Here is a 26594-nt window from a genome sequence, read left to right as displayed (position 1 = left end):
AAGGGGCGCGTTTTATTGTCTTCATTTTTGAAGAAGGCCGTATTGGTGATTTAACGGCCTTCTCTATACCAGAGGCTTGCTAACAGAAGAAATGAAGCAACGAGCGCCAGAACACCGTTGAACAGTGAAAAAGCGGATGTGCTCACCAGTCGGGTTTCGCTGGCGGCATTGAGCAGAATGCGGTTTTGCCTTTGTGCGGGGGCAAGACTCTTGCCTTTTACAACATCTATGGCAGGCAATGTGACTTTATCACCCGCCTTTTGATGTAGACGCGTGACTGCGCCCCCACTGGTTCCGGCCACCGGCAACAACTTTTCTTCCGTCGAAATCAACTCGGAATATTCGGGTGAATTGACCGCGCCAATATGTGTCAGCGCTTCCTTGTCGCCATTGGTGACTTTGAAAAGTCCGATTTCATCGGTATCGAGCGTTGCTTCAAACACACCTTCCTGCTGTCTTTCCAAAGTCACATTTTTGGTTTTTCCTGAAGGGAAATGGACTGTGGCAATATCGGGTTTGTCGGCCATGGTCTGGCGGCGAATGGTTAGTCTGTTTCCATTGCCGGAAGCTGACAGTGCTTCTTCTTCGAGTTCCGGCTCTTTCATCAGCCAATGTGCCATGCGTCTATAAAGGGCGGCATAAGGCCCGCCACCCTCGAAACCGCGTGCCCATAACCAGCCTTCATCGGAAAGCAACATTCCCACACGTCCCTTGCCAATATGCGACAGCAACATGAGCGGGCGGTTGTCTGCACCATTCATGAGAACGGTGCTTTTGGAGCTATCCTGAACTGCGATCTGGCGCAGCCAACGACCCCAATTTTGTGCCTTTGACGTGTCGGTTTTGTCCGGATTGTTTTTCACAACTTCGCCCGAAAGGCCGCGTGTGACAGGGTGGCGCAAACCCGCTTGCGTCAGGCTCGGTGTAAAAGGTTTTTCAATAATTTCACCGCTCGGCAAAGCAGGCAGAACGCTTAATAACGGCGTACGCGCAAGCGAATTGTCACCGGCAAATTCGGGCCCTGTTGCCATCAGCAATGCGCCACCATTTTTCACATATTGAGCGACATAGTCGTAATAGATCAAAGGCAACACATTATAGTGCTGGTAACGGTCGAAAATGACGAGATCAAAGTCGTTAATTTTGTCAACAAACAGTTCGGTTGTCGGAAAGACAATCAGCGAAAGCTGGCTTAACGGCGTATTATCGGCTTTTTCGGGAGGGCGCAAAATAGTGAAATGGACAAGGTCGATGCTGGGGTCACTTTTCAACAGGTCCCGCCATGTGCGCTCGCCATTATGTGGCTCCCCCGAAACCAGAAGCACGCGCAGGTTTTCACGCACACCATCCACCACCGTTACCGCAGTATTATTGACATCGGTAAGCTCGCCAGAAAGAGGCGAGGTCGTAACCTCGATAATGTTCTTTCCGGCATGGGGAAGGGTAATTTCGGTTTCAATTTCTCTATTTGTTGCTTCGGATTGGTGGAAAACAACATTGCCATTGATCTTGAGTTCCACCATTGCATCACGGGCAGAAGCGGGGACTTTCCCCTTATCCTGAATTTCAAACCGTATTTTAAACGGTTTGTTGGTAATTCCGAAACGCGGCGGGTCGACAAACTTGACCTGCCTGTCATATTCGTCGGGTTCACCGGTAATAAGGGCATTCACCGGCTTTTCACCGGAAGTGTTGGCGTTTGCCGCTTCAATATCATGAACTTCACCGTCGGTAATCAGGATTGTGCCTGCATAACGGGCAGGCGCAACATCCGAAATGGCTTCGTTCAAAGGCGTAAACAGCCTTGTTTCGCTACCATTATTATTGTCCGAGATGGCCTTTGCCTCGATCAGGCGGGGCTCGAATTCAGGATGATTTGCAAGCTCTTCCCGAAGCATTTTCAATGCCTCTTCGGTATCTTTCGAGCGCGAGCCGAAATTCTGGCTCTGGCTTTCGTCTATGACGATACCGACAGTGCTTTTCAACGGCTCCCGCTGTTCTTCGACCATAACCGGATTGATGAGAGCAATTGCCATAACAGCGAGTGCACAAGCCCGCAAAACCGCCCCGCGTTTACGCAAAACAAGTGCGGCTATAACAAATACAAGTGCTATACCGATTAAAGTGAGGCTTAACGGCCAGGAAACCAAAGGTTCAAACGCAAGTGACTGGTTCATTGTGATTTTTCCTGTCCCAAACGCTCCAGAAGTGCCGGCACATGCACCTGATCGGCCTTATAATTTCCGGTGAGAATATACATGACAATATTCAAACCACCGCGAAAAGCCCAAACACGTTGCATCTCGTCATCAGGAACAAGCGGATATTTCCATGCGCCTTTTCCGTCATGCGCCCATGCACCGGCAAAATCATTGGCAGTGATGAGAATCGAGCTGACACCATCGCCCGCATGGATTGGCCGTTTGTCATTTCCCCCGAGTGCCGATGATAAAATCCATAATGGCGAACCTCTATAGCGACCGGGGAAATCCGGCATGATAAAAAACGATCGCGAAATAACATGATCGGGGGGCGCCTGCTCGAGTTCGGGAATGTTGAGACCATCCAGAATATCGCGCAAGCGTTGGTTGTTGGGTGTGGTTTTGCCGCTCAAATCCATGCCGGTTTCAATCTGGTCGTGGGTGTCGAACAAGACAGTGCCACCTTGATGCATATAGGTGTTGATTTTGTCGATTGCCTTTTGTGTCGGCATCGGCGAATTGGCGTCAACCGACCAATAAATGAGCGGGTAAAATGCGAGTTCGTCCTCGTCAAGATCAAGTGCGGCAACTGCACCGGGGTCAATCGTTGTACGGGTTTTTATGAACTGCCCCAAAGCTTCGAGACCGGTTTTGCTGGTATTATCAATGTCATCCAGTCCGGTTATGACATAGGCAAGCCGCGTTTTTCCCGCCGATTGCACCATTGCTGTGTCTTTGTCGGAAAGCTTTTGTGCAAAAACAGCTTGTGGAGTGAAACTCTGTAGAAGGGTGAATGCCATTGCAAAGGCCAATAAAATCACCAGAAATTTGCGTTTTCCGCTAAATAGTCGGCCTTGTTTTCCGAACAATTGTCGCCCGCAGAGCATCACAAATGTATCAAGTGCAAAAATTGCAATGGCAAGTGCCAGCAGAAAACCGTTCAAATGCGTTTCAACATCGTTTGAATAGTCCATCAAACGCACTTTTCCGGCAAAAATTTCTGTGTCGAGCGGTGTCAACCTGTCCTCTTTATCGAAGAGATTGACTGCATAGAGGTTGTTTTTCTTTCCATAAAGGCCGGGAGGATGGTTGAACGAGGGAAGCGCCTCGGTTTTATCGTTCAATATTAGCGGCGAAACGGTTGAGGGGGCCGGTACAAGCGCCCCGTTTACATCTATAATCTGCCAGGGGTCGCGTACAATATTTTCATCACTTTTTGCCCCGTCGCTTTTCGTGTCTGTCTGATTTGCTGTTTCTGCCAGTCTTTGCATCATGTCGACAAAAAAGCCCGAAAGCGGCAATGTCGACCATGTCGGGTCGGCCGAAGTATGAATGAAAATCAACATGCCTTTGCCACGCTGGGTGGCGGTAATGAGCGGCGTGCCATCGGCGAGACTCAACCATGTGTGGTCGAAAAGTTCGGGGCTCGGTTCGGCGAGAATTTGCCTCGACACCGTCACATCATCAGGAAAAGCAAGATCGGCAAAAATACCCTTTTTCGGTAAAGGTGCAAGCTTTTGCGGCGTTGCCCACGACATGATGCCGCCCAATTGGCGTTCTCCATGACGCATTTTTACCGGCAGTAACGGGTCATCGCTATCGCTACTTGCAAGATTTTGGCCTGCAAAGCGAATAAGTGTGCCGCCTTTTTCCACAAAACGGGTGAGGAGATCCTGCGAAGCCTTGGGCATATTCACAACATCATCCATGATGAGTGTGGAAGGGTTTTGTGCGATAAGTTGTTCGATAGCGTCGGAAAAATTATTGCTGCTTGCGGTAATGATCTGGTCGCGCCCCTGAAGGGCCTTGGTCACATAATAAAGGGGCGACAAAAGCGGCTGGGTGAGCTCATGGGCAGAAGTTGCAAGAATTGCAACGCGGTAAATATGGTTTCTGGAATCGGAAAGATATGTGCTTGCAACATCATTTCTGCCACTCACCCTGATAGCGGCAATGTCGTTTTTGAGTTCGAGCGGCAAGTTGAAAGCGGCAATTGTCGACGTTTCACCATCTTCAAAACGACCTCCAGTTTCCCCGATCAGCCGCCCTTCGCGGTCAAAGGCGGAAAGCGAGAAGTTTTTTTCATTATTGCCTTTTGCGCGTATCAGATCGACAGCGAGCGACCCGCTCTCGTTTTTGACCGATGTGATGGCGATCAATTCGGCAATGTCGGTGTCGTAAAGCAGGATATTGCTATTGGTATTGGCAACGAGTTTATTAAATGCGCTTTCGTCTTCAACCATTTGTAAGCCGTCGGAAAGATAGGCAATATCGGCTTTTTGACCTTTGAGGGCGGTTATCAGCCTGTTGATGATAGAAAGGCGGTGAGCGGGCAGGGATAAAGGTTGCAGATTGTGAATAAGCCGGGTCGCTTCTTCACTGCCGAGCGGGCGGATGTCCTGATTGTCATTGCCAGCGGTTGCCGCAATATAGATTGTCTTTTTTGCCGCATCTGCCTGTTTGATGAGTGCGGCCGCGGCATTGATGCGCTTGTCCCAATCATGAACCGAAGACCAGCTATTATCAATGACAATGGCAAGCGGTGCTTGCCCTGTCAAAACTGTCGATGTCGGCCGCCAGATCGGATCGGCAAAGGCAAAGATGACAATTGCCACCAGAAGAAGCCGTAAAAGCAGCAACCACCACGGAGTACGGTTGGGCGTTTCCTCTTTATTGGCAATTTTTAACAAAAGCCGTAATGGCGGAAAAATTTCGTGCGCGGGTGCTGGTGGAGTGACATGCAATAGCCACCAGATAGCCGGTAGTGCAAACAAAAAAAGTAGCAGAAAAGGTGCACCGAAACTCATGCCTTAACCTCTCCTGTAACCTTGAGCCTGTCCGATGAGGTTGGCAAGTTCGAGAATAACCGTGCTCATTTTTTTATCGGTCGCAGCAATGTGGTAACTCGCACCGCTTTTGTTGGCAAAATCGGCAAGACTTTGACGACGCGCTTTATAGAGGCGCAAATAGGCATCCTGAAATGTCTCGGCACGACCGGCAAGATAATGTTGACGGCTTTCCGGATCAATAAATTCGACCCGTCCATGGTAGGGAAAACGCTCTTCTGCGGGGTCGTAAACTTCGACAAAATGCGCCGTCACATCGGCATTTGCCAATGCGCCGAATTTCTTTTCAATTGTGTCCGGATCATCCAGAAAATCACTTAAAAGGATGATATGCGAATGGCGGCTTACGTCAAGAAAATCACCGAACTTCAGGGGGGCTTTGAGATTTGCGAAACTTAAAGCCATTTCTTCGGCCGCATTGCGTGATTGGGTGGGAGCCATAAGCCCCGGCACTGCGACACGCTCTCCCGATCGGGAAAAAAGTTCGCAAAGGGTCAGTGCCATAAGCATAGCATAACTATCCTTGGGCATGTCGGAAAAGCGGGATTGATAATGCATGGAGGGCGATTGATCGGGCAATATCCATATCGTCTGGGCGGCTGCCCATTCCTGATCGCGAAGATAGATATGATTGTCGCGCGCCGAGCGGCGCCAATCAATGCGCGTTACCGGTTCGCCATCAACATAGGGGCGAAATTGCCAGAAATTATCGCCATTGCCGCGTTTGCGCCGGCCATGAAAACCGGAAACCAGCGTGTTGGCAATGTGGCGCGCCTCGATGAGAAGGTCAGGCAGTTTGGCCGACTGGATACGGGCTTTCACCGCCAGATCGGTTGGTGCTTCTACATTGATGTCGCGAGCAATAGCCATTATTTGTTTTCGCTGTCCGTTGTTTTGCTATCCGTTGTTTTAGCTTGAGCGGATGTCCTTTTATTCGATGTCTTTCACAAGATCATTGATAACTTCAGAAATTGTAAGCCCGTCGGCGCGCGCTGTGAAGTTCAATGCCATACGGTGTTGTAAAACCGGAATTGCCAATGCTTTGACATCGTCAACCGAGGGGGCAAGCCGCCCCTGATAAAGTGCGCGCGCTCTCGCACACAAGGACAGGGCTTGTGAAGCACGCGGACCCGGCCCCCAGGCAATGTGTTTTTTAGCGTGCACATTATCGGAATCGGGGCGGGCAGAGCGTACCAATTTCAAAATGGCATCGACGACATTTTCGGAAATCGGCATTTGTCGCACCATTTCCTGAATGGTTTCGAGCTTCTTTCCGTCAAGCACCGGTTTTATTGTTTGTTTTTTAGCGCCCGTTGTTTCGACAATAATGCGCCGTTCGGTATCAATATCGGGATAATCGACATTGATCTGCATGAGGAAACGGTCAAGCTGGGCTTCAGGAAGCGGATAGGTTCCTTCCTGTTCAAGCGGGTTTTGTGTTGCAAGCACATGGAAAGGGCTTGGCAAATCATATTGTTCGCCGGCAACAGTGACATGATATTCCTGCATGGCCTGCAACAGCGCCGATTGGGTTCTGGGCGAGGCACGGTTGATTTCATCAGCCATAAGAAGCTGGGCAAAAACCGGCCCCTTGATGTATCTGAAAGAGCGTTTTCCGCTTTTGTCGGTATCCATGACTTCCGAACCGATAATATCGGATGGCATCAAATCGGGGGTAAACTGGATACGTTTTTCATCCAATCCCAAAACAGTGCCCAATGTTTCGACCAATCGGGTTTTTGCAAGTCCCGGCACACCGACAAGCAGTGCGTGCCCGCCCGACAAAATCGCAATAATACTGTTTTCAACAACAGTGCTTTGACCGAACACAACCTTGTCGATCGTGGCGCGCAACGTTTCAAACAGCTTTCCGACATTGTCGAAATCGGCAATTATTCCGGCATCATCTTTTGCTGCAATTTTGTTTGCAACTTTTTGGGAAGCAGCCTTTTTTGCAGGCTTGAGGGCAGATGCGCCAGCTTTTGTTTTCTTCGGCTCGGATGTTGTTTTAGAAGCGCTTCTCATGGCTTTTCCCCAGAACTTTTTGAATAGATGACCAAATAGAATTGACGGTGATGGAATTTGTCACCACCTTCATCTTTGAACAATGACTATTTCATGGCTTGTAGCAGAAAAATAACAGAAATGAACTGTCTAAAAGTCTTGAATAGCGATTTGACAAGAAGGTTTTTTAAAATTGGATAGAGAAAGTCGGGTAATTTCGCAAAACGACATTGTCAAAAAATTTAATGAAGAAACAGAATTTTCAACCGTTTCACGCTCTTCCATACAATCGGTTAATTCCGGCCGGCCGTTTTCCAATTCTCTTCCCATGCGGCAAAAATCCGAACGTTTGTCCTGGCAACGCTCGGCCGTGCTTGTCGGTTTTATTGAAAAATCCGATATGCCACATCTCGTTTTGACAAAGCGGACAGCAAAACTTCTCAAACATTCCGGACAAATCGCTTTTCCGGGCGGGAAAAGAGAAGCGCGCGACACCAGCGATGAAATGACTGCTTTGCGAGAAGCTCATGAAGAAATCGGGCTGGAGCCGGAATATTTCACAAAACTCGGCGAACTCGACTTCTATTATACGTCGACAGGTTTCGAGATTCGTCCGGTGGTGGGATTGATTGAAGCTGGCGCTGAATTTGTCAAAAATGACGACGAGGTTGATGAAATATTTACTGTACCGCTATCTTTTGTGCTTGATCCGAAAAATTATGTGATTGTATCAAAGAAGTCGGGAGCAGAAAAGCGGAGCTTCTATGCACTTTCCTTCGACAATCACTATATATGGGGTGCGACGGCCGCAATGATTCGTTCACTCGCAGAAAGGTTATCCCGTTGACTACGCTTAATATCGCCAAAAAAGCCTTGTGGCTTCACGATGAGGGGCTGCAACAACTGCTTCATTGTCTTTCGGAAAATGGCGAAGAGGCGCGCGTGGTAGGCGGGGCTGTGCGTAACCAGCTTCTGGGCTATCCTGTCAACGATATTGATATTGCAACAACCTGTGTGCCCGATGAAATTATCAAGCGGGTAAGCGAGAAAGGTTTCAAAGCAGTTCCCACAGGCTATGAACATGGCACAATCACTGTGGTGGTGAAGGGTCACTCCTATGAAGTAACCGCGCTTAGAGCCGATATTGAACCGGACGGGCGGCGGGCAAAAGTTGTTTTCGGGCGTGACTGGAAGACTGACGCACAAAGGCGCGATTTCACAATCAACGCCATTTATGCCGATGCCGAAGGCAAAATTTATGATGATGTCAACGGTCTTGCCGATATTGAAAGCGAGACTTTGCGTTTCATCGGCGTTGCCGAGGATCGTATTCGCGAGGATTACTTGCGCATTTTAAGATTTTTTCGCCTTTATGCATGGGTGGGCAAAGGGCGTCCCGATGCCGAAGCCATCAAAGCTTGCGCACGGCTGAAAGACGGCCTTTTGCAATTATCTGCCGAACGGGTGTGGTCGGAGGTTAAAAAAATGCTTTCCGCTCCCGACCCGACGCGGGCGCTTTTATGGATGCGGCAAGCCGCAATTTTGGGAATTATTCTTCCCGAAACCGAAAAATGGGGTATCGACGCATTTCCCCCGCTGATCGGAACCGAACATGTCATGGGCTTTCCTCCCGACCCGTTATTGCGGCTTTTTTCCATTGTGCCACGCGATGAAGTGCGATTGAAAAAAATGGCCGAACGGTTGCGCTTTTCCAAAGCTGAAAAAACACGGTTGCTCGCCTTTGCGCATATGGGGCCGATCAAATATGATTGTCCCGATGTCGGAATTAAAAAACTGGTCTATAATCATGGCAAGCAGGCGGTTCTTGACGAATTGACGCTCGCATTGTCACATGCACGCGCCCATGCTTTAAGCAATGATAATGCACTTGTTGAAGCAAGCCATTATACACGGCTCAGAAAATTGGCCGAGCATTATGAGGTTCCGGTTTTCCCCTTGACCGGCAAAGATCTTTTACCTCTCGGTATCACCGAGGGGCCGGCCATCGGGCACAAACTTAAAGCGCTGGAAAGGCTTTGGGTGGAAACCGGCTTTTTACTGGATAAGAAAGCACTCCTCGATATGGCAATGGCCTGAGATATGGCAATGGCCTGAGATATGACAATGGCCTGAAATATGACAATGGCTTGAAATATGACAACGGCTTGAAATATGACAATGGCCTGAGATGTGGCCATGGTCTGATCGGAAATATCAGCCTCGCGGGCTATTCTTTAAAATGAGGCAGGTTTGCTTTCGTGCCCGACGTGATGAAGGCAATGTTTATCCGGCTTATTTTATCTGCCACCTTTTGTCCAATTTCGTGATTACACCCATTTCGGGATTTGGCTTCGCGAAATAGCTAAAGCTATTCCGGCTTTTCTAATTGGAATTGCTAAAGCCATTTAACAGTGGGCGGCAGGGAAGAGAGAATACTTTCGATATTTCCACCGGTTTTGAGCCCGAAAATAGTGCCCCTGTCATATATAAGGTTGAATTCGACATAGCGGCCACGCTGGATAAGTTGGGCATTTCTTTGTTTTTCTGTCCACGGCTTATTGAAGTTTTCACGCACAATCGAGGGATAAACAATGTCGAAAGCCCGCCCGACATCCTGCGTAAAGCTGAAATCGGCTTCCCAGCCACCGGCTTCTTTGCTGCTATGGAGCCAGTCGTAAAATATACCACCAACACCACGCGGTTCTTTGCGATGTTTCAGATAAAAATATTCGTCGCACCATTTCTTGAATTTCGGATAATCGGCGACGGTAGGGTGGCGTTCACATACATATTGGAATGCCTTATGGAAGGTTTGGGTATCAATATCCGACTGGGTGCGCCGCTCGGCAAGCATTGGTGTCAAATCCGCACCGCCGCCAAACCATTGGCGGGTTGTAACGATCATACGGGTGTTGAAATGGACGGTCGGCACATGCGGGCTTTGTGGGTGCACAATAAGCGAAATGCCGCTTGCCCAGAAGCGCGGGTCATCTTGTGCTCCGGGAATTTCTTGTCTGAATTCCGGTGAAAATTCACCATAAATAGTCGATGTCTGGACAGCTGCTTTTTCAAAAACGCGCCCCTTCATGACCGACATAACACCGCCGCCATTCATGCCGCCGGGTTTTTCCCACGGGGTTCTGACAAATGAACCGGCAGAGAAATTGGAAAATTGGCCTGTCAGTTCCCGTTCCAGTTTTTCAAGTGAATTACAAATTCTATCCCGTAATGATTGGAACCACTCTTCTGCCCGCTTTTTCTTGTCTTCCAGATCGGAAGGCATGTCATCGGGAATGTCTCTATTCGTCATAATCCGTCTTAAATCTATAAACTCGTTTAGAATAACTCCAGAAAAGAGATAAGGGTTGAAAACGGCTTTGTCTACCTATTAATAATTCGCCGACTAATTGAATGAGGTCTATTTGTTGATCTGGCGCAATGCTTCGCTGACGCCGATTGCAACACTCACCGCAAGGTTGAGAGAACGCGCAACTTTGACCATGGGAATGGTCACTTCAGCGTCAACGGCTTGATGGACGTAATCCGGTGCACCCGCCGATTCCCGCCCGAACAGGAGTACGTCTTCGTCGTGAAAAGAAAAATCGCAATAAGGTTTGTCGGTTTTGGTGGTAAAAAGAATGAGACGGCGGTTTTCCGCCTTCTGTTCGGCCAGAAAATGTTGCCAATCAATGTGCCGCTTCAATGTTGCAATTTCGAGATAATCCATGCCCGCACGTTTCAAATGGCGGTCGGAAAGGTCAAAACCGGCCGGTTCGATAATGTCAACCGGCACGCCGAAACAAGCGCCCAAACGCAAAATTGTTCCGGTGTTTCCCGCAATGTCGGGCTGAAAAAGTGCAATACGAATTGTCATGAGTGTTGAATAGGCTTTTGAACCCGCCATTGTAAAGAGGAGGGGAAGCAACGAAACACATGAAATTCACAATTCTTGGCAAACGTGTTTTTCTCTTCCGGAATGTGCTTTATAAATCGAAGTTCAAACAACCGGATTATGTAAAGTCTGCCGCCGGCTTTCCGGTTTGTCTGTGATTTGTCTCTAATTGGTCTCACTTCATAAACATTATCGCTTTTTGCCTCGTTTTTCTGCTGTCGGCGCTGTTCGAGATAGTGGAAGCCTTATTTGTTGCGGGAAACGTCTTGTAAGCGCGCAGTTTTGAACTATCTTCAGGGAGGCGCAAAAACCGTTTTATCGTCGTCGGCAAATCCGTGTTCTGCATTTTCCTGTCAAAAGACATCCGGAGAAGCCGGAAGAAGTCGGGAGCAAAAAAGTTTCCCGCTTTGAAAAATCCGCCGGTTTGTGACAAAAAGACATATAACATTTGAAGCCATGAAACACTTCGCTAATCGGATCGTTCCAAGGGGCCAGATCGTTCCAAGGGCCGGATCGTTCCACAGATTGTGTGTTCGGGTTTTGTGTTCGGGCAGAGGTCGAACACTATATTGAGACAGCTAAAATAAAGCAGAAACAAGGAGCTCGACCATGTTTGGATGGTTTGAACGAAGATTGAACGCTTTTCCCGAAAAGGAGCTGAAACGACCACCGCAAAATCTGTTGGGTTTCTGCCTTTATTATACGGAAGGCGTTTGGCCATGGTTGATCTTCATGGCAATCTTTACCGCCTTGATTGCGGTGACAGAAGTTTCGCTTTTCGGGTTTCTGGGCAGTATTGTCGATTGGCTCAATGCCAATTCGCGGGCAACATTTTTTGAAACGCAAGGCGTAAAACTTGCACTCATCGGTGTGCTGGTTGTTCTCATCCTGCCATTTTTTGTCACCATGCACAGCATGGTCATGCATCAGACATTGCTTGGCAATTATCCGATGCGGATACGCTGGCTTGTGCATCGTTATCTGCTCGGCCAATCCATGAGCTTTTTCCAGAACGAATTTTCCGGTCGCATATCGGCGAAGGTGATGCAAACGGCCTTGTCGGTGCGTGAAACGGTGATGAAGCTTTTTGACGTTTTAAACTATGTGATTGTCTATTTTCTCGGTACACTGGTGATTGCCGCTTCCTCCGACTGGCGGCTGATGGTGCCCTTTCTTTTGTGGATTATCAGCTATATCGGGCTACTTAAATATTTTATCCCGAAATTGCGCGATGCTTCCGAAGCACAGGCCGATGCGCGTTCACTCATGACAGGGCGGGTTGTTGATTCTTATACCAATATTGCAACCGTCAAACTCTTTTCCCACCACGCAAGAGAGGAAAGCTTTGCCCGTGAAGGGTTCGAGCATTTTCAGGGTACGGTTTACAAACAGATGCGGCTCATCTCGAAATTTTCGATCAGCGTTTATGTGTCGAATTGTATTTTATTGTTTGTTGTGGGAGCGCTCGGCATCTGGCTATGGCAGCGGGATGCCATTCTCGTCGGCGCTGTCGCGGTCAGTATCGGCCTTGTTTTGCGGCTTAACGGCATGGCGCAATGGATTATGTGGGAAATGGCCGCACTTTTTGAAAATATCGGCATTGTCGAAGATGGAATGCATTCCATTGCTCAGGACAGAATCGTTGAAGACAAGAAGGACGCCAAAAAACTTGTCGTCAAAAAAGGCGACATCCGGTTTGAACATGTCGGCTTCCACTATGGCAAGGGCAAGGGAATCTTGAAAGATTTCAACCTTCATATCGAGCCGGGTCAAAAGGTAGGCGTCGTCGGGCGCTCCGGAGCCGGTAAATCGACACTTGTCAATCTTCTCTTGCGTTTTCACGATGTCGAAGAGGGCGCCATATTGATTGACGGGCAAAATATTGCCGATGTCACACAGGAAAGCTTGCGCGCGGCCATTGGCGTAGTGACACAGGATACCTCGCTTTTGCACCGTTCACTCAAAGATAATATTCTCTATGGGCGGCCTGATGCCAGCAATCGGGAATTGCTTGAAGCAGTAAGGGATGCCGAAGCTGCCGATTTTATCGACAGTCTGCGCGACCAGAACGGCAAGACCGGATATGATGCCTTTGTCGGAGAGCGCGGCGCACGCCTTTCCGGTGGGCAGCGCCAGCGCATTGCTATTTCACGTGTCATGCTCAAAGATGCGCCGATTCTTATTCTTGACGAGGCAACCTCGGCACTCGATTCGGAAGTCGAAGCTGCCATTCAGGAAAATCTCGCCCGCCTGATGGAAGGAAAAACTGTTCTTGCCATTGCCCACCGCTTGTCGACAATTGCCGAAATGGACCGCTTGATCGTGATGGATAAGGGAAAAATTGTCGAGGATGGCACACATGAAGAATTGCTTTTGAAGCACGGTATTTATGCCCATTTGTGGAACCGGCAGGTTGGCGGCCATCTTGATCTTGATAGTGAGTCTTGAGGTTTTATCGTTTAAAGGGGCTTGAGTGAAAAAACGGGGCAGAAACGCCAGCTCCTTTTGAACCGGAAGATCTTTTCCTGTTTCCTGTTTTTTGTTTTCGTAAAACAGAAACCTCTTCTTTGTGTGCGTTTACGGGGTGTCTATTTAAGGGAGTTTATCGGGCAATCGAGGCGTTTCCTAACCGCGCGCTTCGGGTTGCCTATTTTTCAATAACAATTCTGATGAAAGTTAAAAGGTTGAGCGGCGGTAGAGAAGCTGTTTTTTTAAAGCCGGATTGTATTTTGCCGTTTCCGACCGGTCGCGACACCCGACACCCCGTTTTCTTCATTGCGTGACGAACTGCCGTTATTTGAAACAATCGGGTAAAAAAGCTTAAGCTATGCCGGCGCACGGCTTTAAAATTTTGAAAATACATGGTGTTTCAACTATCATTCTTTTTAAAGCGTGGACAAATTGATGCTGTGTGCTAAAAAACATACGTTTGACCAATAGGCTCCAACCTTTTTCCGGCAGGTTACAACCTTTTACAATGAGTAGCGAAAAGACACGACGCGATTTTCTATTTCTTGCAACCGGCGTTGCCGGTGCGCTGGGCGTCGGTTCTGTCGCATGGCCATTTATCGACCAGTTGCGCCCCGATCAGAAAGTGCTGGCAAGTGCCACAATCGAGGTTGATATTTCCGGCATTGAAGAGGGAATGTCTGTGACCGTCAAATGGCGCGGTCAGCCGGTCGTCATCCGCAATCGCACACAAAAAGAAATTGATGACGCGAGAAACGTCGATCTGAATAAACTGAAAGATCCGGATGCAGTAAATCCCAACCTTGAGGGGAAGCAACCCGCCACCGATCTTGCCCGATCGGCCGGTGAGGGGCATGAAAACTGGCTGGTGATGATTAATATTTGTACGCATCTCGGTTGTGTGCCCTTGGGGCAGTCGGGTGCTTTTGGTGGCTGGTTCTGCCCCTGTCATGGTTCGGTTTACGACACAGCCGGAAGGGTGCGTTCAGGCCCCGCCAACCGCAACCTCGAAATACCGCCTTACCGGTTTTTGTCAGATAACGTGTTGCAGATCGGATAGGTGCGATGACAAAATCTTCATCCTATCATCCGAAATATGCGCTAACACGCTGGCTTGACGCGCGGCTACCGATTTTGCGTTTTCTTTATAATCTCGGTGTATCGTTTCCGGTGCCGAGAAATCTCAATTATTTCTATACCTTTGGCGGTATTCTCACGCTGATGCTGGTATCGCAGATTTTGACCGGCATTGTCATGTCGATGCATTATATTCCCGATGTGACATTGGCATTCGATGCGCGCGAACGCTTCATGCGCGATGGCCAGTTCGGTTGGCTCTTCGAGCCTTGGCATGCTGTCGGCTCGTCATTCTTTTTTATTGCCGCCTATATCCATCTTGCCCGCGGCCTTTATTATGGCTCGCACAAGCGACCGCGCGAACTCATCTGGATTATCGGTGTGCTGATCTATCTGGTGATGATGGCAACCGCATTTTTGGGCTATACACTCGTCTGGGGGATGATGTCGACATCGGCAGCTTCGGTCATTTCCGGCCTTTTCAAGGCTATTCCGGTCATCGGCCCCTGGCTTCATGAAACATTATTGGGCGGTTTCAATGTCGGCCAGCCGACACTCAACCGCTTTTATTCTTTGCATTATCTTTTTCCCTTCATTCTGGTTTTTCTTATCGGTTTGCATATCTGGGCTGTCCACCATGTCGGGCAGAACAACCCGACAGGGGTAGAGGTGAAGTCGCCGTCGGAAACTGTCCCTTTTACGCCCTATGCGACGATCAAAGATATTTTTGCAATCAGCGTATTTCTGATTTTCTTTGCGTGGTTTTTGTTTTTCATGCCCGATTATATGGGACACCCCGATAATTATATCGCCGGTGACACCATGACCACGTCACCGCATATTGTGCCGGAATGGTATTTTCTGCCCTTTTACGCCATGTTGCGCGCCATTACCTTCGATTTCGGGCCGATCAGCTCGACATTCGGCGGTGTGCTGATATTGATGGCGGCGGTGTTGATCTGGTTATTTGTGCCATGGCTTGACCGCTCGAAAGTGCGTTCTGCGCGCTATCGTCCGGCTTTCAAACTGTTTTACTGGCTGTTTATTGCCGATGTGGTATTACTTGGAACATTGGGGGCATCCCCCATTACAGAAAGTAGCGTATTCTGGTCGCAAATCGCCACACTCTATTATTTTGTATTTTTCCTCGTCATCATGCCGTTTTTGCCGAAGTTTGAAAAGACTTTGCCGGTTCCTTCTTCCATTAGTGAAGATCTTGAAAAAAGGCAAGCAAAGGCCAAAACAAGGTGGCGGCTATGGTAAGAAGGCACTCTCTTTTTTGGCTGGTTGTGGCGGCATTGCTTTTCGTGCCTCTTGCTGTTTTTGCAGAAGAGGAAGGCGGCGAGGCGCATTACCCGTTGAAAGTTCCCGAAAAACAGAGCTGGAGCTTTTCCGGTCCCTTTGGCACTTATGATCTTCAGCAATTGCAACGCGGTCTCAAGGTTTATAAAGAAGTTTGCTCGACCTGCCATTCCTTGAAATATGTTGCATTTCGAGACCTCAAGGCACTTGGCTATAACGAGGAACAAATAAAAGCTTTTGCCAAAACCTATGACATTCAGGACGGGCCGAACAGCGAAGGGGAAATGTTTGTTCGCAAAGGCTTGCCGACCGATTATTTTCCTTCGCCATTTCCGAACGTCGAAGCGGCGAAATTTGCCAATAATGGTGCCAATCCGAGTGATCTTTCGCTAATGGCAAAAGCCCGTGCGGTGTCTTTGCCGTTTCCTGCCTTTATTGCCGATATTTTTACCAATTATAACGAAGCCGGGCCTGATTATATTACGGCACTTCTCACCGGTTATAGCGACCCGCCGGAAGGGGCGGAAGTGGCGGAAAATAATTGGTATAACCCTTATTTCAATTCGGGAAATGCACTTGCCATGCCGCCCCCTTTAAGTGATGGCATGGTGACGTATAATGATGGTACAGAAGAAACAACTGAAAATTACGCCCGTGATGTATCGGCCTTCTTGATGTGGACTGCCGACCCGCATATGGAAACACGCAAGAAGACCGGTTTTCGTGTCATCTTGTTCTTGATAGTCTTTGCAGGCCTGACCTATGCCGTGAAAAGACGCATATGGAATGAATTGGATTGAAAATTGATGACAAATGAAACTCTTGAAGAAACACTGAAAAAAGCCATCCGCACAATTTCGGACTATCCGAAACCGGGGGTGAAATTCCGCGATATTACCACTTTGATGGGCAATGCCGGTGCATTCCGGCGCACCATTGACGCGCTGGTTTACCCCTATATAGGCCTTAAAGTCGATAAGATCGCCGGTGTGGAAGCACGCGGTTTCATTCTGGGCGGGGCTGTCGCCCACCAACTTTCGGCAGGCTTCGTGCCGATCAGGAAAAAAGGCAAATTGCCTTATGATACGGTGCGCATTGCCTATAGTCTGGAATATGGCATTGATGAAATGGAAATGCACCGTGATGCGGTGAAACCAGGTGAGCGAGTGGTTCTGGTCGATGACCTTATCGCCACTGGTGGAACGGCTATTGCAGCCGCAGAATTGTTGCGCCAGATTGACGCCGAAATCGTTGCAGCCTGTTTTGTTATCAACCTGCCCGATCATGGCGGAGCCGAAAAGCTTCGCCAATTGGGCGTTGAAGTGCACACACTGGTCTCTTACGAAGGCGATTGAGTTTTTCGGGGAGGCTTTAAAAAAGTTTCTATTCCGTTATGGCAAGCGGGTGAGCTGGATAAGCAGTCTTATTTAGCGGGAAGTCTTGTTTATCCGGCGGTCTTGTTTGGCAACCGGTCTCGTTTGACATGCAGCCTTGTGTGGCAAATGACCTTGTTTGGCAAGCTGGCTAGCGGGAAGTCTTGGTTAATGGGCGGTCTTATTTGGCAACCGGTCTCGTTTGACATGCAGCCTTGTGTAGCAAATGACCTTGTTTTGCAAGCTGGCTAGCGGGAAGTCTTGGTTAATGGGCAGTCTTATTTGGCAACCGGTTGTACCTGGCAACCGGTTCTATTGGGCAAGTGGTCTTCATTGGCACGTGTTCATGCGTGCCAAGCCGTCTTCTTTAGTGACGAGGCTCGCATTAAACCGGCTCATTCGGCAGGCGGGTTTCTAATTTTGCACAGTCCGGAAAGGGGGCGGGAAAAGTGTTTCAGCCGCGCTTGTCCCTGTTTCGTTTCTGTCTCTTTTTCGTGCCTGTCTCTGTTTCGTGACTGTCCCAGTTTTATGGTTGTTTTTGTTTTGCGCGTGTTTCTATTCTGCGCTTGGCTCTGTTTTCTTGTGATCCTGTTTTATTGAAGATGATTGGCCATCTTTCGGGAAAATGCCACATAAAACGACAGGTCGAAAACGACAAGTTGAAAACGGCAAATTGAAAACGGCAGGTTAAAAACGACAGGTTGAAAACGAGAAGTTGAAAAGGCAATCAAGGTTGCAGTTTGGCACTTGTAAATATCTTGTGTGGGCTAAAAATATTCTGTGTGGGCTAAAAATATCTTGTGTGGTGAGACAAGTGGCTATTCAACTCTGCCGATTTTCGCAAAATCCGGCTTGGCGTTAAAAGCCGTTCAAGATTGGTATATTTTTTCTTCAAGCAACAATCAGTCATGCAAAAAAGAGAATGGTCAGATAAAACTTAAATTGAGTAAATCAAGTTCATATTAGATATATATAATAAAATCAAACGCAATAATATAACAATAATATCAATTTTCAGTTTTAAAAAAATAAATAATCATTAAAAAAATATAAATAAAATGGAACATTCTTATCTTTTATACGTTCTATTTAAGTAACTAACATTATTATGAGGCGTATTAAATGAAAAGACTGGCACTTATCACTGTTTTGGCAGCAACAATCGCTGGAAGCGCTTTTGCGCAATCACCGAAGATCACAATCGAAGCGCCGAAAGAACCGGCTTCGGAAGTCAAGTTGCCGAATGGTGATGTCGTTGTGCGTTATGTCACACCGACCGAAACAGATTTTATTGCTTCAAGCTTGATTGATACAAAAGTATTGAACAAGCAGGATCAAGCAATCGGCCAGATCAAGGACATTATCATTCGCCAGAATAATGTAGCGGGCATTGTTGTGGGTGTAGGTGGTTTTCTTGGTGTGGGTGAACGCTATGTTGTGGTTGATCCTTCAACAATCTACATGCGTCATGAAAATGGTGCGTGGAAGGTTGTGGTCAATGTAACCAAGGAAGGGCTGATGGCCGCTCCCGAATTCAAATATGAAGAGCATAAAAAGCTCTGATTAAAAATAACTGTTCGATAGGCGAGAACGCTATCTCTATCGAAAGGCTATTTTTCTATCGAAAGCTTATCGGTTTTCTATAGAAGTTGTTTGAATAAAAGCCGTCCGGAATTTTTTCCGGACGGCTTTTATTTTGTGGTTTTCGAGACGGGCATGAAAAATAATAAAACCGGATCGGTCACAAAATAATGGCCGGAAATTGAGTAAAACCGGCGCTATTTGTTGATAACAAATCAGGAATTATGTTTGAAAAGCATGATGTCGCCATCTTCGACAACATAATCCTTGCCTTCGTCACGCGCTTTACCGGCTTCCTTTGCTGCCACTTCGCCACCAAGTTCGACATAATCCTTATAGGAGATGGTTTGGGCGCGAATAAAACCGCGTTCAAAATCGGAATGGATAACACCGGCTGCTTGCGGGGCTTTGGTTCCCCGTTTAATGGTCCAGGCACGGGTTTCTTTGGGGCCGCAGGTAAAATAGGTAATAAGATCAAGCAGGTGATAGCCCGCGCGAATCAAACGGTCGAGGCCCGGTTCATGAAGCCCCAGTTCTTCGAGATATTCTTTGGCTTCCGCTTCCGGCAATTGCGCCACTTCCGCCTCGATTTCGGCAGAAATAATCACGCTTTCAGCGCCTTGTTCGGCAGCCATTTTCTCGACAGCTTTGGAAAAATCATTGCCTGTTGCCGCATCACTTTCGGCAACATTGCAAACATAAAGCACGGGCTTCGAGGTCAACAGATTGAACGAAACCAGAATTTGCCGGTCATCTTCCGAAATATCTTTGTTCAAAAGCCGAACCGGTTTGCCATTTTGTAAAAGCTTCAAAGCCTCTTCCATCATCGGAAGTACGGTCAAAGCTTCCTTGTCTTTGCCTGTCGCACGCTTTCTCATCTGTACAATACGCCGTTCGAGACTTTCAAGATCGGACAGCATCAATTCTGTTTCAACGGTTGCAGCGTCTGACACCGGATCAATTCGCCCTTCAACATGGGTAATATCCTCGTCGATGAAACAGCGCAGCACATGCACAATGGCATCAACTTCGCGAATATTGGCCAAAAACTGGTTGCCTAACCCTTCGCCTTTCGATGCGCCACGCACAAGCCCTGCAATATCGACAAAGCTGATGCGTGTGGGGATGATTTCCTTGGAACCGGCAATAGAAGCAATCTTTTTCAACCGCGGATCCGGCACAGCAACTTCGCCAGTATTCGGCTCGATTGTGCAAAAAGGATAATTCGCAGCCTGTGCTGCTGCTGTTTTTGTCAAAGCATTAAACAGTGTGGATTTTCCCACATTCGGCAATCCGACGATACCACATTTAAATCCCATTGAAATTCTCGCAATCCTGATCCGATAAGCGTGTAAACATGGTTGGTTCTATAGCACGTTTTTAAACAGATACCAGTTAAAGAGCCGGTCATGATGCGAAAAAGATACAGTCCACACGATTTTGATGACCACTCTCGTTTTTGCCGGAATCTTGTCTATTTTAACGTTTGGCTAAGCTTTCAGGCTTAAAACAATCCGATATTTTGTATGGAGTTATCATGAGGCACCTGTCTCGGCGTACATTCATCATTGCCGCACCCCTGGCGCTCGCCGCCTGCGTAAGCAATCAACCACAAGTCGAACAATCCTGGCCGGTTCCGGCCGATATAAAAGCGCTCTACGGTCCGGTGACAAACGAACCTTATCCGCTTCCGGCTGTCGATATGAGCAAGATCAACCCGAAATACTGGCGTCAGGAAGTCGCATTCAACGGCCCTTATTCGCCCGGAACCTTGGTTGTCGACACGCAGGCACGTTTTCTCTATCTGGTTCAGGAAAATGGGCGTGCACTACGCTACGGGGTTGGTGTCGGCAAAGCCGGTCTGGCGCTTGAAGGGGAAGCCGTCGTTCAATATAAACGCATGTGGCCGATGTGGCATCCGACACGCGATATGATGGATCGCGAGCCTGACCGTTACGGACATTTGGGCGATGGTATGCCCGCAGGCCCCGACAATCCATTGGGTGCGCGCGCGCTTTATCTTTTCAAAAACGGTCAGGACACATTGTTCAGAATTCATGGCTCCCATGAAGAATGGTCAATCGGCAAGGCTGTTTCAAGCGGCTGTATCCGCTTGCTCAATCAGGATATTATCGACCTTTACGGGCGCGTTCCCGAAGGAACCCACGTCATTGTTCTCCAACACAACGAACAAGGGCTTTCGTAAGATAAACCCCGTCATTGCTGACAAAAACACCATAGCTGAAGAAATTTTCCCGCAAGACATTTGAATGTTTTGCGGGTGTTCTTTTCTGGAAAAAACGCAAACAACCGGAATTTTGCCATTTCGGATTTTGTGTTTTTTGAATGAATTTTTTTGTTTTTTAAAATTGCATCCGGTAACAAATGTCATTCACCCCTGATTGTTTTTCCCGCTTTTTCTCCTGTTAAAACAGCTGGAAAAAAGCGGTTTGGTCAGGTCGGCAATTGATCGCTTTGTCGGCTTTGAAAAATTCGAGTGTCGACAATTATGCGACCCTGCTGTTTTTCAAAAGGGTGCAAGCGGGGGCGAAAATCACAATTGGATTGTTTGACGCAGAAACTGTTGAAAGCAGGAACAGCTTAAAACAGGCACAGCTTAAAACAGGCACAGCTTGAGGCAGGAACGGCTTGAAGCAGGAACGGCTTGAGGTAGGAATCGTTTAAGGCAGGAATTGCTTAAAACGGGAATAGCTTGAAACCGGAATTGTTTGAAGCAGGAATAGCTTTAAATAGGAATAGCTTAAAACAGGAATAGCTTTAAATAGAAACTGCTTGAAGCAGGAACCGCTTGATGCAGGAATTGTTTAAGGCAGGCACAGTTTGAGACAGCAACAGCTTGAGGTAGGAATTGTTTGAAGCAGGAATAGCTTTAAATAGAAACTGCTTGAGGTAGGAATTGTTTAAGGCAGGAATTGCTTAAAACGGGAATAGCTTGAAACCGGAATTGTTTGAAGCAGATTTGTTTAAGTCCGGAATTGCTCAAAGCGCTTATATAATACATAAAACAAGCGGCTATTTGTGCCCGCCAATTGCCAAAGCGGAATGATCTAGTCGTTGTTTTTGAACAGTTTTTTCAACATCTCTGCCATCGGGCCGGTGGCGGGGAGTTCTTTTGCCTGCTGCGGGCGCGCCTGTCTGATATGGCTTTGTTTTTTGGGCTTTTTGTCGGCTTCGGGAGTGTGATCTGTTTCGCCTTCATGAGCCAAAGAAATCCGGTTCATAAACAGACTATCTTTGCCATTGACAAGAAAGCCGACATTATCGGCCAATGCGTCAAGAAGGGGATCAAGCCATTCATGATCGGCTTTGGAAAAATTGCCGAGCACATGGGAAGTGACTTGCTCTTTTGATTGTGGATGACCAATGCCGATACGGATACGGCGGTAATTATTGCCGCAATGGGCATCAATGGATTTGATTCCGTTATGGCCGCCGCTGGAGCCGCCGGTTTTGACACGCAATTTGCCCGGCACAAGGTCGAGTTCATCGTGAATGACAATGATATTTTCCGGTTGCAGCTTATAAAAGCGCATCGCTTCGCCAACAGCCTGACCGGAAAGATTCATATAGGTTTGAGGTTTAAGAAGAAGGACTTTTTCACCTTCTATCGTGCCATTGGAAATAAGCGCGTTGAATTTCTTGTTCCAGGGGGAAAACTTGTATTTTCGATTGATTTCGTCAACCGCCATAAAACCGATATTGTGCCGGTTATCCTGATATTCAGAACCGGGATTGCCGAGACCGGCAATAAGCAACATGGCTAAACCTCGCTTGGAAAGAAAAGGCGGGAAAATTTCCCCGCCTTTTGAGTCACATTATTCGGATTTTTCTTCACCTGTAGCAGCAGGTGCTTCATCGGTTGCTGCTGTGGCTTCGTCAGTTGCCGGTGTTTCATCTTCAACAGGCAATGCAACAGGAGCTGCAATGGTTGCGATTGTGAAATCGCGGTCTTTGATGAGCGGCGAGGAGCCTTCAGGCAATTTGATGTCGGAAATGTGGACGGAATCACCAACTTCCAAACCGGTAAGATCAACAGTAAGAGCTTCCGGAATGTGATGGGCGGGAACTTCAAGTTCGACTTCGTGGCGAACAATGTTCAAAACGCCGCCGGTCTTGATGCCGGGAGCTTCTTCCTCATTGAGGAAGTGGACAGGAACATTGACGTGAACAACCGATTTTTCCGTAACGCGCAAGAAATCGACATGCATCGGGAAGTCGCGAACCGGATCAAGCTGGTAATCGGTTGGCAAAACTTCAATTTTTTCGTTACCAACTTCGATCGAAGCAATGGTTGTAAAGAATGCACCACCGTGAATCTTGTAAAAAATGTCCTTATAGGAAAGGGCAATGGAAAGTGCAGGCTTTTTATCGCCGTAAATAACTGCTGGAACAAGACCGTTGCGGCGAAGGTGACGAGAGGACCCCTTACCAACCCGTTCGCGTGCTTCGGCCTTGAGTGTGTAAACTTTGCTCATGGCTTAAGTCCTTTTCAAAAAACTGGAGATTCATGGGCGGAGCTTTCAACGGTTCCGGACATGAATATGGAAAAAGGCAAAGATTTTCCCCTTATCCATCCCACGTTGCCTCCAAGGGTGTCGACGTGGATTGGGGTGCTATAATCGAAAGATCGGGAGCTTGCAAGAGTTGTGGGAAAAAATGACGTTTTTTTCACCTTTCGGCAAGGAAATGCTAAAAGGAGCCATGAAAAAAGAATCATCGATATTTTTGTTTCAATATTCTACGAGCCTTGCGACGGTTCGGCAATTGATGGATTGGCAATGACTGTCGACATCAATCTGGGAACTATTTTTGAACGTGGCGCCTTGACCGGCTCGAAAGTGGCGAGCCTTGATCTTGAAGAATTATTGGCAACACGTTTGCTGGTGCAAGGCAATTCCGGTTCGGGAAAATCGCATTTATTACGCAGGCTGCTTGAACAAAGCGCCCATTGGGTGCAGCAATGTGTGATTGATCCGGAGGGGGATTTTGTTACTCTTGCCGACAAATTCGGCCATGTGGTTGTTGAAGCGCAGCGCACCGAACTGGAATTGACACGCATTGCCGCTCGCGTGCGCCAGCATCGCGTTTCTGCTATTTTGAACCTTGAAGGGCTTGATACCGAACAGCAAATGCGCGCTGCCGCCGCCTTTCTTGGCGGGCTTTTCGACGCTGAACGCGATTATTGGTATCCGCTTCTGGTGGTGGTCGACGAGGCACAATTATTTGCCCCCGCCGCAGCCGGTGATGTTTCCGACGAAGCGCGCAAGCTTTCACTCGGTGCCATGACCAATCTCATGTGTCGGGGTAGAAAACGCGGACTTGCCGGTGTTATTGCCACACAACGTCTTGCGAAACTTGCAAAAAATGTTGCAGCCGAAGCTTCCAACTTTTTAATGGGGCGGACATTTCTTGATATTGATATGGCGCGTGCTGCCGATCTTTTAGGAATGGAGCGCCGTCAGGCGGAAATGTTCCGCGATCTTGAACGCGGTCATTTTGTGGCACTTGGTCCGGCTTTGTCCCGCCGCCCGCTTCCTGTGGTGATTGGCCCCGTTGAAACATCTGCCCGTTCGACAAGTCCCAAACTTCTTCCCTTGCCGGAAGCGCCAGTCGATGCGGAAGATCTGATCTTCACACCATCACCTGAAGAAATGATTATGCCGATAAGGCGCGCCTCACCCCCGCCACCGCCGAAACCGACCAATGAAATATTGGAAGAGCTGGTGCGCCAGAAACAGGAAGAGCCGCAAGAAGACCAAAGCCTCTTTCCCGAAATCGACGAACAGGAACGCGAGGCCGAACTCGACGCGGTAATGCGCGAAATTGTTGATGACAAGGATGCTTCTTTCCGTTCGGTTGCGGTACTTTATCAGGATTTTCTGGTGCGTTGCCGCATTCATCGGATTGCCGGTGAACCGCTTGATCTTGCCCGTTTCCGGCGCAAACTTGCCGTAGCACAAGCCGCTATTGACGAGGAAACGGCGGCAAGCGAAACATGGCAAAAAGCATTGGCACTTTCCGAAACACTGACAGATGATATTCAAGGTGTGTTTTTGAATGTTGCTGAAGCGGCAGTAAGCGGTAAACCATGCCCTTCCGATGCAACGCTTGCCCGTCTCTATGGCACGCATTCTATGAGTCGCGCGCGCCATCTCTTGACCTATTTTGAAGAACGCGGACTTCTGGTGGTAAGAACCGATTTCGGGGGAAAACGCATTGCCGCTTTTCCCGATCTCGGACTGGAAACACTGCCCGGTGACCCCGATGCACCGGATGACTTTCAAAATAAAAGCGATGCAGCCGAATAAAAGCGCTAATGCCCGATAAAGTGCAAAAGATCAGCTTTTGCATGGAAAGCGTGAGTTTTATAAAAACTTATGATCGAAAAAATATCCGGTTCAACAAAAGTTCCAGTTCGAGAAGAGCTGCTGTTTCATCATAATAAAAGGCCGCAGAAACCAAATCTCTGCGGCCTTTATTCGTTAACAAATGAAACTTTTAATCAAACAGGCTTGAAACCGATTGTTCGGCTGCTGTGCGCGAAATAGCCTCGCCGATGAGGTCGGAAATAGGCAAAACGCGAATATTGGGAGCCTGTTCTACAGCCGGTGTCGGCATGATGGAATTGGTAATAACAAGCTCTTTCAGCTTGGAACCGGTGATGCGGGCAATAGCGCCGCCCGAAAGAACCCCGTGGGTAATATAGGCGGTTACACTCTTCGCACCTTTTTTCAAAAGGGCTTCGGCAGCATTGCAAAGTGTACCACCGGAATCGACAATATCGTCAAGCAAAAGACAATCTTTGCCCGAAACATCGCCAATCACATTCATAACTTCCGATTCGCCCGGACGTTCACGGCGTTTGTCAACGATAGCAAGCAGACAATCAAGACGTTTTGCAAGAGAGCGTGCACGCACAACACCACCCACATCAGGTGAAACGACCATGACATTTTTGAGCGGATAGTTGTTTTTGACATCGCGGGCAATGACCGGAACCGCATAAAGATTGTCGGTCGGAATATCGAAAAAGCCTTGAATCTGGCCTGCATGAAGGTCGAGTGTCAAAACGCGGTTTGCGCCAGCTTCAGTCAAAAGATTGGCAACAAGCTTCGCGGAAATCGGCGTTCTGGGGCCGGGCTTGCGGTCTTGTCTTGCATAACCGAAATAAGGAATAACAGCAGTAATGCGGCGTGCAGAAGCGCGACGAACCGCATCAATCATAATGAGAAGTTCCATCAAATGGTCATTGGCGGGATAGGATGTCGACTGGATAAGAAAAACATCCTCACCGCGAACATTTTCATGGAGTTCAACAAAAATTTCCTGATCGGCAAAGCGTCGTACCGTTGCTTTACCCATGGGAATGTTGAGATATTTTGTTACGTCTTCGGCAAGGCGTGGGTTGGAATTGCCGCAGAAAAGTTTCATGGCTTGGCCCCTGGCTCTAAAGAAAACAGAATTTCTGGCTGCGGTTTTAACTTTTTGTTATCAGATTGCAAGAGTTCATATTGTCACTCCTGCCATTTTCTAATTGACTGTTTTGTTTTTGCACCGTTTAAAAAAAGAATTCACAGCCAAATGCTATCCGGTTTCGCAATGACCGGATTTAAACGGCAAAAGCTGACAGGCATTTCCTGCCTTGCCAATTCCCGCTTTTGTAACTTTACTTTTTTTGGGGGGGGCTTGGCGGGCGTAACTTCTTTTTTTGGGGAGGGGCTTAGCGGTGACCGGCTTTTCCTTGTCACCGGATTTTTTATGATAAATTTACCGCTATAGAGAATTTGCATTTATCATCTTTAATTCTTTAGCTTCGTATTGATGGGCT

General features: G+C 48.0%; 20 protein-coding genes. 10 read left to right on the top strand and 10 right to left on the bottom strand.

The features are described 5' to 3' along the window. Positions 1–50 precede the first annotated feature (50 nt). Genes H3S94_RS09610 through H3S94_RS09595 form a run of 4 tightly spaced genes read right to left on the bottom strand, consistent with a single transcriptional unit; the run spans position 51 to position 7072 of the window. On the bottom strand, positions 51–2177 hold the full coding sequence (locus tag H3S94_RS09610; protein WP_198240906.1) for a hypothetical protein: 2127 nt from the start codon (positions 2175–2177) through the stop codon (positions 51–53). Then, complete coding sequence (locus H3S94_RS09605) at positions 2174–5008, bottom strand: DUF4159 domain-containing protein (RefSeq protein ID WP_198240905.1); 2835 nt, start codon at positions 5006–5008, stop codon at positions 2174–2176. Before H3S94_RS09605 ends, H3S94_RS09610 begins: the two co-directional genes overlap by 4 nt. A gap of 3 nt (positions 5009–5011) precedes the next feature. After that, the gene (locus H3S94_RS09600) at positions 5012–5917 is read right to left on the bottom strand and encodes a DUF58 domain-containing protein (protein WP_198231406.1); all 906 of its coding nucleotides are present in this window, start codon (positions 5915–5917) and stop codon (positions 5012–5014) included. A 60-nt stretch (positions 5918–5977) separates the two neighbouring features. Continuing rightward, positions 5978–7072 carry a MoxR family ATPase gene (locus H3S94_RS09595; RefSeq protein ID WP_077993031.1) on the bottom strand — a complete coding sequence of 365 codons (1095 nt, stop codon included), beginning with the start codon at positions 7070–7072 and terminating at the stop codon, positions 5978–5980. Positions 7073–7244: 172 nt separating this feature from the next. On the opposite strand from H3S94_RS09595, the gene H3S94_RS09590 reads away from it, so the two are divergent. Continuing rightward, the gene (locus H3S94_RS09590) at positions 7245–7898 is read left to right on the top strand and encodes a CoA pyrophosphatase (RefSeq protein WP_198240904.1); all 654 of its coding nucleotides are present in this window, start codon (positions 7245–7247) and stop codon (positions 7896–7898) included. Continuing rightward, positions 7895–9148: a CCA tRNA nucleotidyltransferase gene (locus H3S94_RS09585; RefSeq protein WP_246786478.1), complete on the top strand. Its 1254-nt coding sequence runs from the start codon at positions 7895–7897 to the stop codon at positions 9146–9148. Before H3S94_RS09590 ends, H3S94_RS09585 begins: the two co-directional genes overlap by 4 nt. Positions 9149–9446: 298 nt before the next feature. On the opposite strand, the gene hemF is transcribed toward H3S94_RS09585, so the two are convergent. Together hemF and H3S94_RS09575 are read right to left on the bottom strand one after the other, a co-directional pair. Beyond that, entirely contained in the window at positions 9447–10361 is a 915-nt protein-coding gene (gene hemF / locus H3S94_RS09580) for an oxygen-dependent coproporphyrinogen oxidase (protein ID WP_198231403.1), read from the bottom strand. Positions 10362–10469: 108 nt separating this feature from the next. Continuing rightward, on the bottom strand, positions 10470–10925 hold the full coding sequence (locus H3S94_RS09575) for a tRNA (cytidine(34)-2'-O)-methyltransferase (RefSeq protein ID WP_198240902.1): 456 nt from the start codon (positions 10923–10925) through the stop codon (positions 10470–10472). A 627-nt stretch (positions 10926–11552) separates the two neighbouring features. Here H3S94_RS09575 and H3S94_RS09570 point away from each other — a divergent pair. From H3S94_RS09570 to H3S94_RS09545, 6 genes are all read left to right on the top strand, one after another. Next, entirely contained in the window at positions 11553–13391 is a 1839-nt protein-coding gene (locus H3S94_RS09570; RefSeq protein ID WP_077993020.1) for an ABC transporter ATP-binding protein, read from the top strand. Positions 13392–13920: 529 nt separating this feature from the next. Beyond that, a complete protein-coding gene (gene petA / locus H3S94_RS09565; RefSeq protein WP_198240901.1) occupies positions 13921–14472 on the top strand; it encodes a ubiquinol-cytochrome c reductase iron-sulfur subunit in 552 nt (183 codons plus the stop codon). Positions 14473–14477: 5 nt separating this feature from the next. Next, positions 14478–15752, top strand: a complete 1275-nt coding sequence (locus H3S94_RS09560; protein ID WP_198240900.1) for a cytochrome bc complex cytochrome b subunit — start codon at positions 14478–14480, stop codon at positions 15750–15752. Continuing rightward, positions 15746–16591 carry a cytochrome c1 gene (locus H3S94_RS09555; protein WP_198240899.1) on the top strand — a complete coding sequence of 282 codons (846 nt, stop codon included), beginning with the start codon at positions 15746–15748 and terminating at the stop codon, positions 16589–16591. Before H3S94_RS09560 ends, H3S94_RS09555 begins: the two co-directional genes overlap by 7 nt. A gap of 6 nt (positions 16592–16597) precedes the next feature. Continuing rightward, positions 16598–17146, top strand: a complete 549-nt coding sequence (locus H3S94_RS09550; RefSeq protein WP_198231398.1) for an adenine phosphoribosyltransferase — start codon at positions 16598–16600, stop codon at positions 17144–17146. A 1140-nt stretch (positions 17147–18286) separates the two neighbouring features. Further along, positions 18287–18727, top strand: coding sequence for a PRC-barrel domain-containing protein (locus H3S94_RS09545; protein ID WP_077993013.1), 441 nt, complete (start codon positions 18287–18289; stop codon positions 18725–18727). A 233-nt stretch (positions 18728–18960) separates the two neighbouring features. Here the strand turns inward: H3S94_RS09545 and ychF are convergent, their stop codons facing one another. Continuing rightward, complete coding sequence (gene ychF, locus H3S94_RS09540; protein WP_198231397.1) at positions 18961–20064, bottom strand: redox-regulated ATPase YchF; 1104 nt, start codon at positions 20062–20064, stop codon at positions 18961–18963. A 218-nt stretch (positions 20065–20282) separates the two neighbouring features. On the opposite strand from ychF, the gene H3S94_RS09535 reads away from it, so the two are divergent. Next, the gene (locus H3S94_RS09535) at positions 20283–20951 is read left to right on the top strand and encodes a L,D-transpeptidase (protein WP_077993002.1); all 669 of its coding nucleotides are present in this window, start codon (positions 20283–20285) and stop codon (positions 20949–20951) included. A gap of 862 nt (positions 20952–21813) precedes the next feature. Here H3S94_RS09535 and pth read toward each other — a convergent pair. Further along, positions 21814–22524: an aminoacyl-tRNA hydrolase gene (gene pth, locus H3S94_RS09530; protein WP_198240898.1), complete on the bottom strand. Its 711-nt coding sequence runs from the start codon at positions 22522–22524 to the stop codon at positions 21814–21816. 57 nt (positions 22525–22581) lie between these two features. Continuing rightward, entirely contained in the window at positions 22582–23241 is a 660-nt protein-coding gene (locus tag H3S94_RS09525; protein ID WP_077992999.1) for a 50S ribosomal protein L25/general stress protein Ctc, read from the bottom strand. Between the two features lie 303 nt (positions 23242–23544). Between H3S94_RS09525 and H3S94_RS09520 the strand changes: the two genes are divergently transcribed. Further along, positions 23545–25074 (top strand): ATP-binding protein, encoded by a 1530-nt coding sequence (locus H3S94_RS09520; protein WP_077994622.1) that lies wholly within the window; start codon positions 23545–23547, stop codon positions 25072–25074. Between the two features lie 190 nt (positions 25075–25264). Here the strand turns inward: H3S94_RS09520 and H3S94_RS09515 are convergent, their stop codons facing one another. After that, positions 25265–26197: a ribose-phosphate pyrophosphokinase gene (locus H3S94_RS09515; RefSeq protein WP_077992998.1), complete on the bottom strand. Its 933-nt coding sequence runs from the start codon at positions 26195–26197 to the stop codon at positions 25265–25267. Between the last annotated feature and the right edge of the window lie 397 nt (positions 26198–26594).

This window comes from Bartonella sp. B10834G3 (assembly GCF_016102505.1).
GTDB lineage: Bacteria > Pseudomonadota > Alphaproteobacteria > Rhizobiales > Rhizobiaceae > Bartonella > Bartonella choladocola.
Note: the sequence above shows the minus strand (reverse complement) of the source record. Positions and strands in the feature narration are given on the sequence as shown.

Excerpts from the sequence above, each read along its gene's own strand:
- H3S94_RS09600 (WP_198231406.1), bottom strand. The coding sequence starts at position 5,917 with ATGGCTATTGCTCGCGACATCAATGTAGAAGCACCAACCGATCTGGCG.
- H3S94_RS09560 (WP_198240900.1), top strand. The coding sequence starts at position 14,478 with ATGACAAAATCTTCATCCTATCATCCGAAATATGCGCTAACACGCTGG.
- petA (WP_198240901.1), top strand. The coding sequence starts at position 13,921 with ATGAGTAGCGAAAAGACACGACGCGATTTTCTATTTCTTGCAACCGGC.
- H3S94_RS09575 (WP_198240902.1), bottom strand. The coding sequence starts at position 10,925 with ATGACAATTCGTATTGCACTTTTTCAGCCCGACATTGCGGGAAACACC.
- H3S94_RS09570 (WP_077993020.1), top strand. The coding sequence starts at position 11,553 with ATGTTTGGATGGTTTGAACGAAGATTGAACGCTTTTCCCGAAAAGGAG.
- pth (WP_198240898.1), bottom strand. The coding sequence starts at position 22,524 with ATGTTGCTTATTGCCGGTCTCGGCAATCCCGGTTCTGAATATCAGGAT.
- hemF (WP_198231403.1), bottom strand. The coding sequence starts at position 10,361 with ATGACGAATAGAGACATTCCCGATGACATGCCTTCCGATCTGGAAGAC.
- H3S94_RS09555 (WP_198240899.1), top strand. The coding sequence starts at position 15,746 with ATGGTAAGAAGGCACTCTCTTTTTTGGCTGGTTGTGGCGGCATTGCTT.
- H3S94_RS09595 (WP_077993031.1), bottom strand. The coding sequence starts at position 7,072 with ATGAGAAGCGCTTCTAAAACAACATCCGAGCCGAAGAAAACAAAAGCT.
- H3S94_RS09515 (WP_077992998.1), bottom strand. The coding sequence starts at position 26,197 with ATGAAACTTTTCTGCGGCAATTCCAACCCACGCCTTGCCGAAGACGTA.
- H3S94_RS09610 (WP_198240906.1), bottom strand. The coding sequence starts at position 2,177 with ATGAACCAGTCACTTGCGTTTGAACCTTTGGTTTCCTGGCCGTTAAGC.
- H3S94_RS09550 (WP_198231398.1), top strand. The coding sequence starts at position 16,598 with ATGACAAATGAAACTCTTGAAGAAACACTGAAAAAAGCCATCCGCACA.
- H3S94_RS09605 (WP_198240905.1), bottom strand. The coding sequence starts at position 5,008 with ATGAGTTTCGGTGCACCTTTTCTGCTACTTTTTTTGTTTGCACTACCG.
- H3S94_RS09525 (WP_077992999.1), bottom strand. The coding sequence starts at position 23,241 with ATGAGCAAAGTTTACACACTCAAGGCCGAAGCACGCGAACGGGTTGGT.
- H3S94_RS09545 (WP_077993013.1), top strand. The coding sequence starts at position 18,287 with ATGAAAAGACTGGCACTTATCACTGTTTTGGCAGCAACAATCGCTGGA.
- ychF (WP_198231397.1), bottom strand. The coding sequence starts at position 20,064 with ATGGGATTTAAATGTGGTATCGTCGGATTGCCGAATGTGGGAAAATCC.
- H3S94_RS09520 (WP_077994622.1), top strand. The coding sequence starts at position 23,545 with ATGACTGTCGACATCAATCTGGGAACTATTTTTGAACGTGGCGCCTTG.
- H3S94_RS09535 (WP_077993002.1), top strand. The coding sequence starts at position 20,283 with ATGAGGCACCTGTCTCGGCGTACATTCATCATTGCCGCACCCCTGGCG.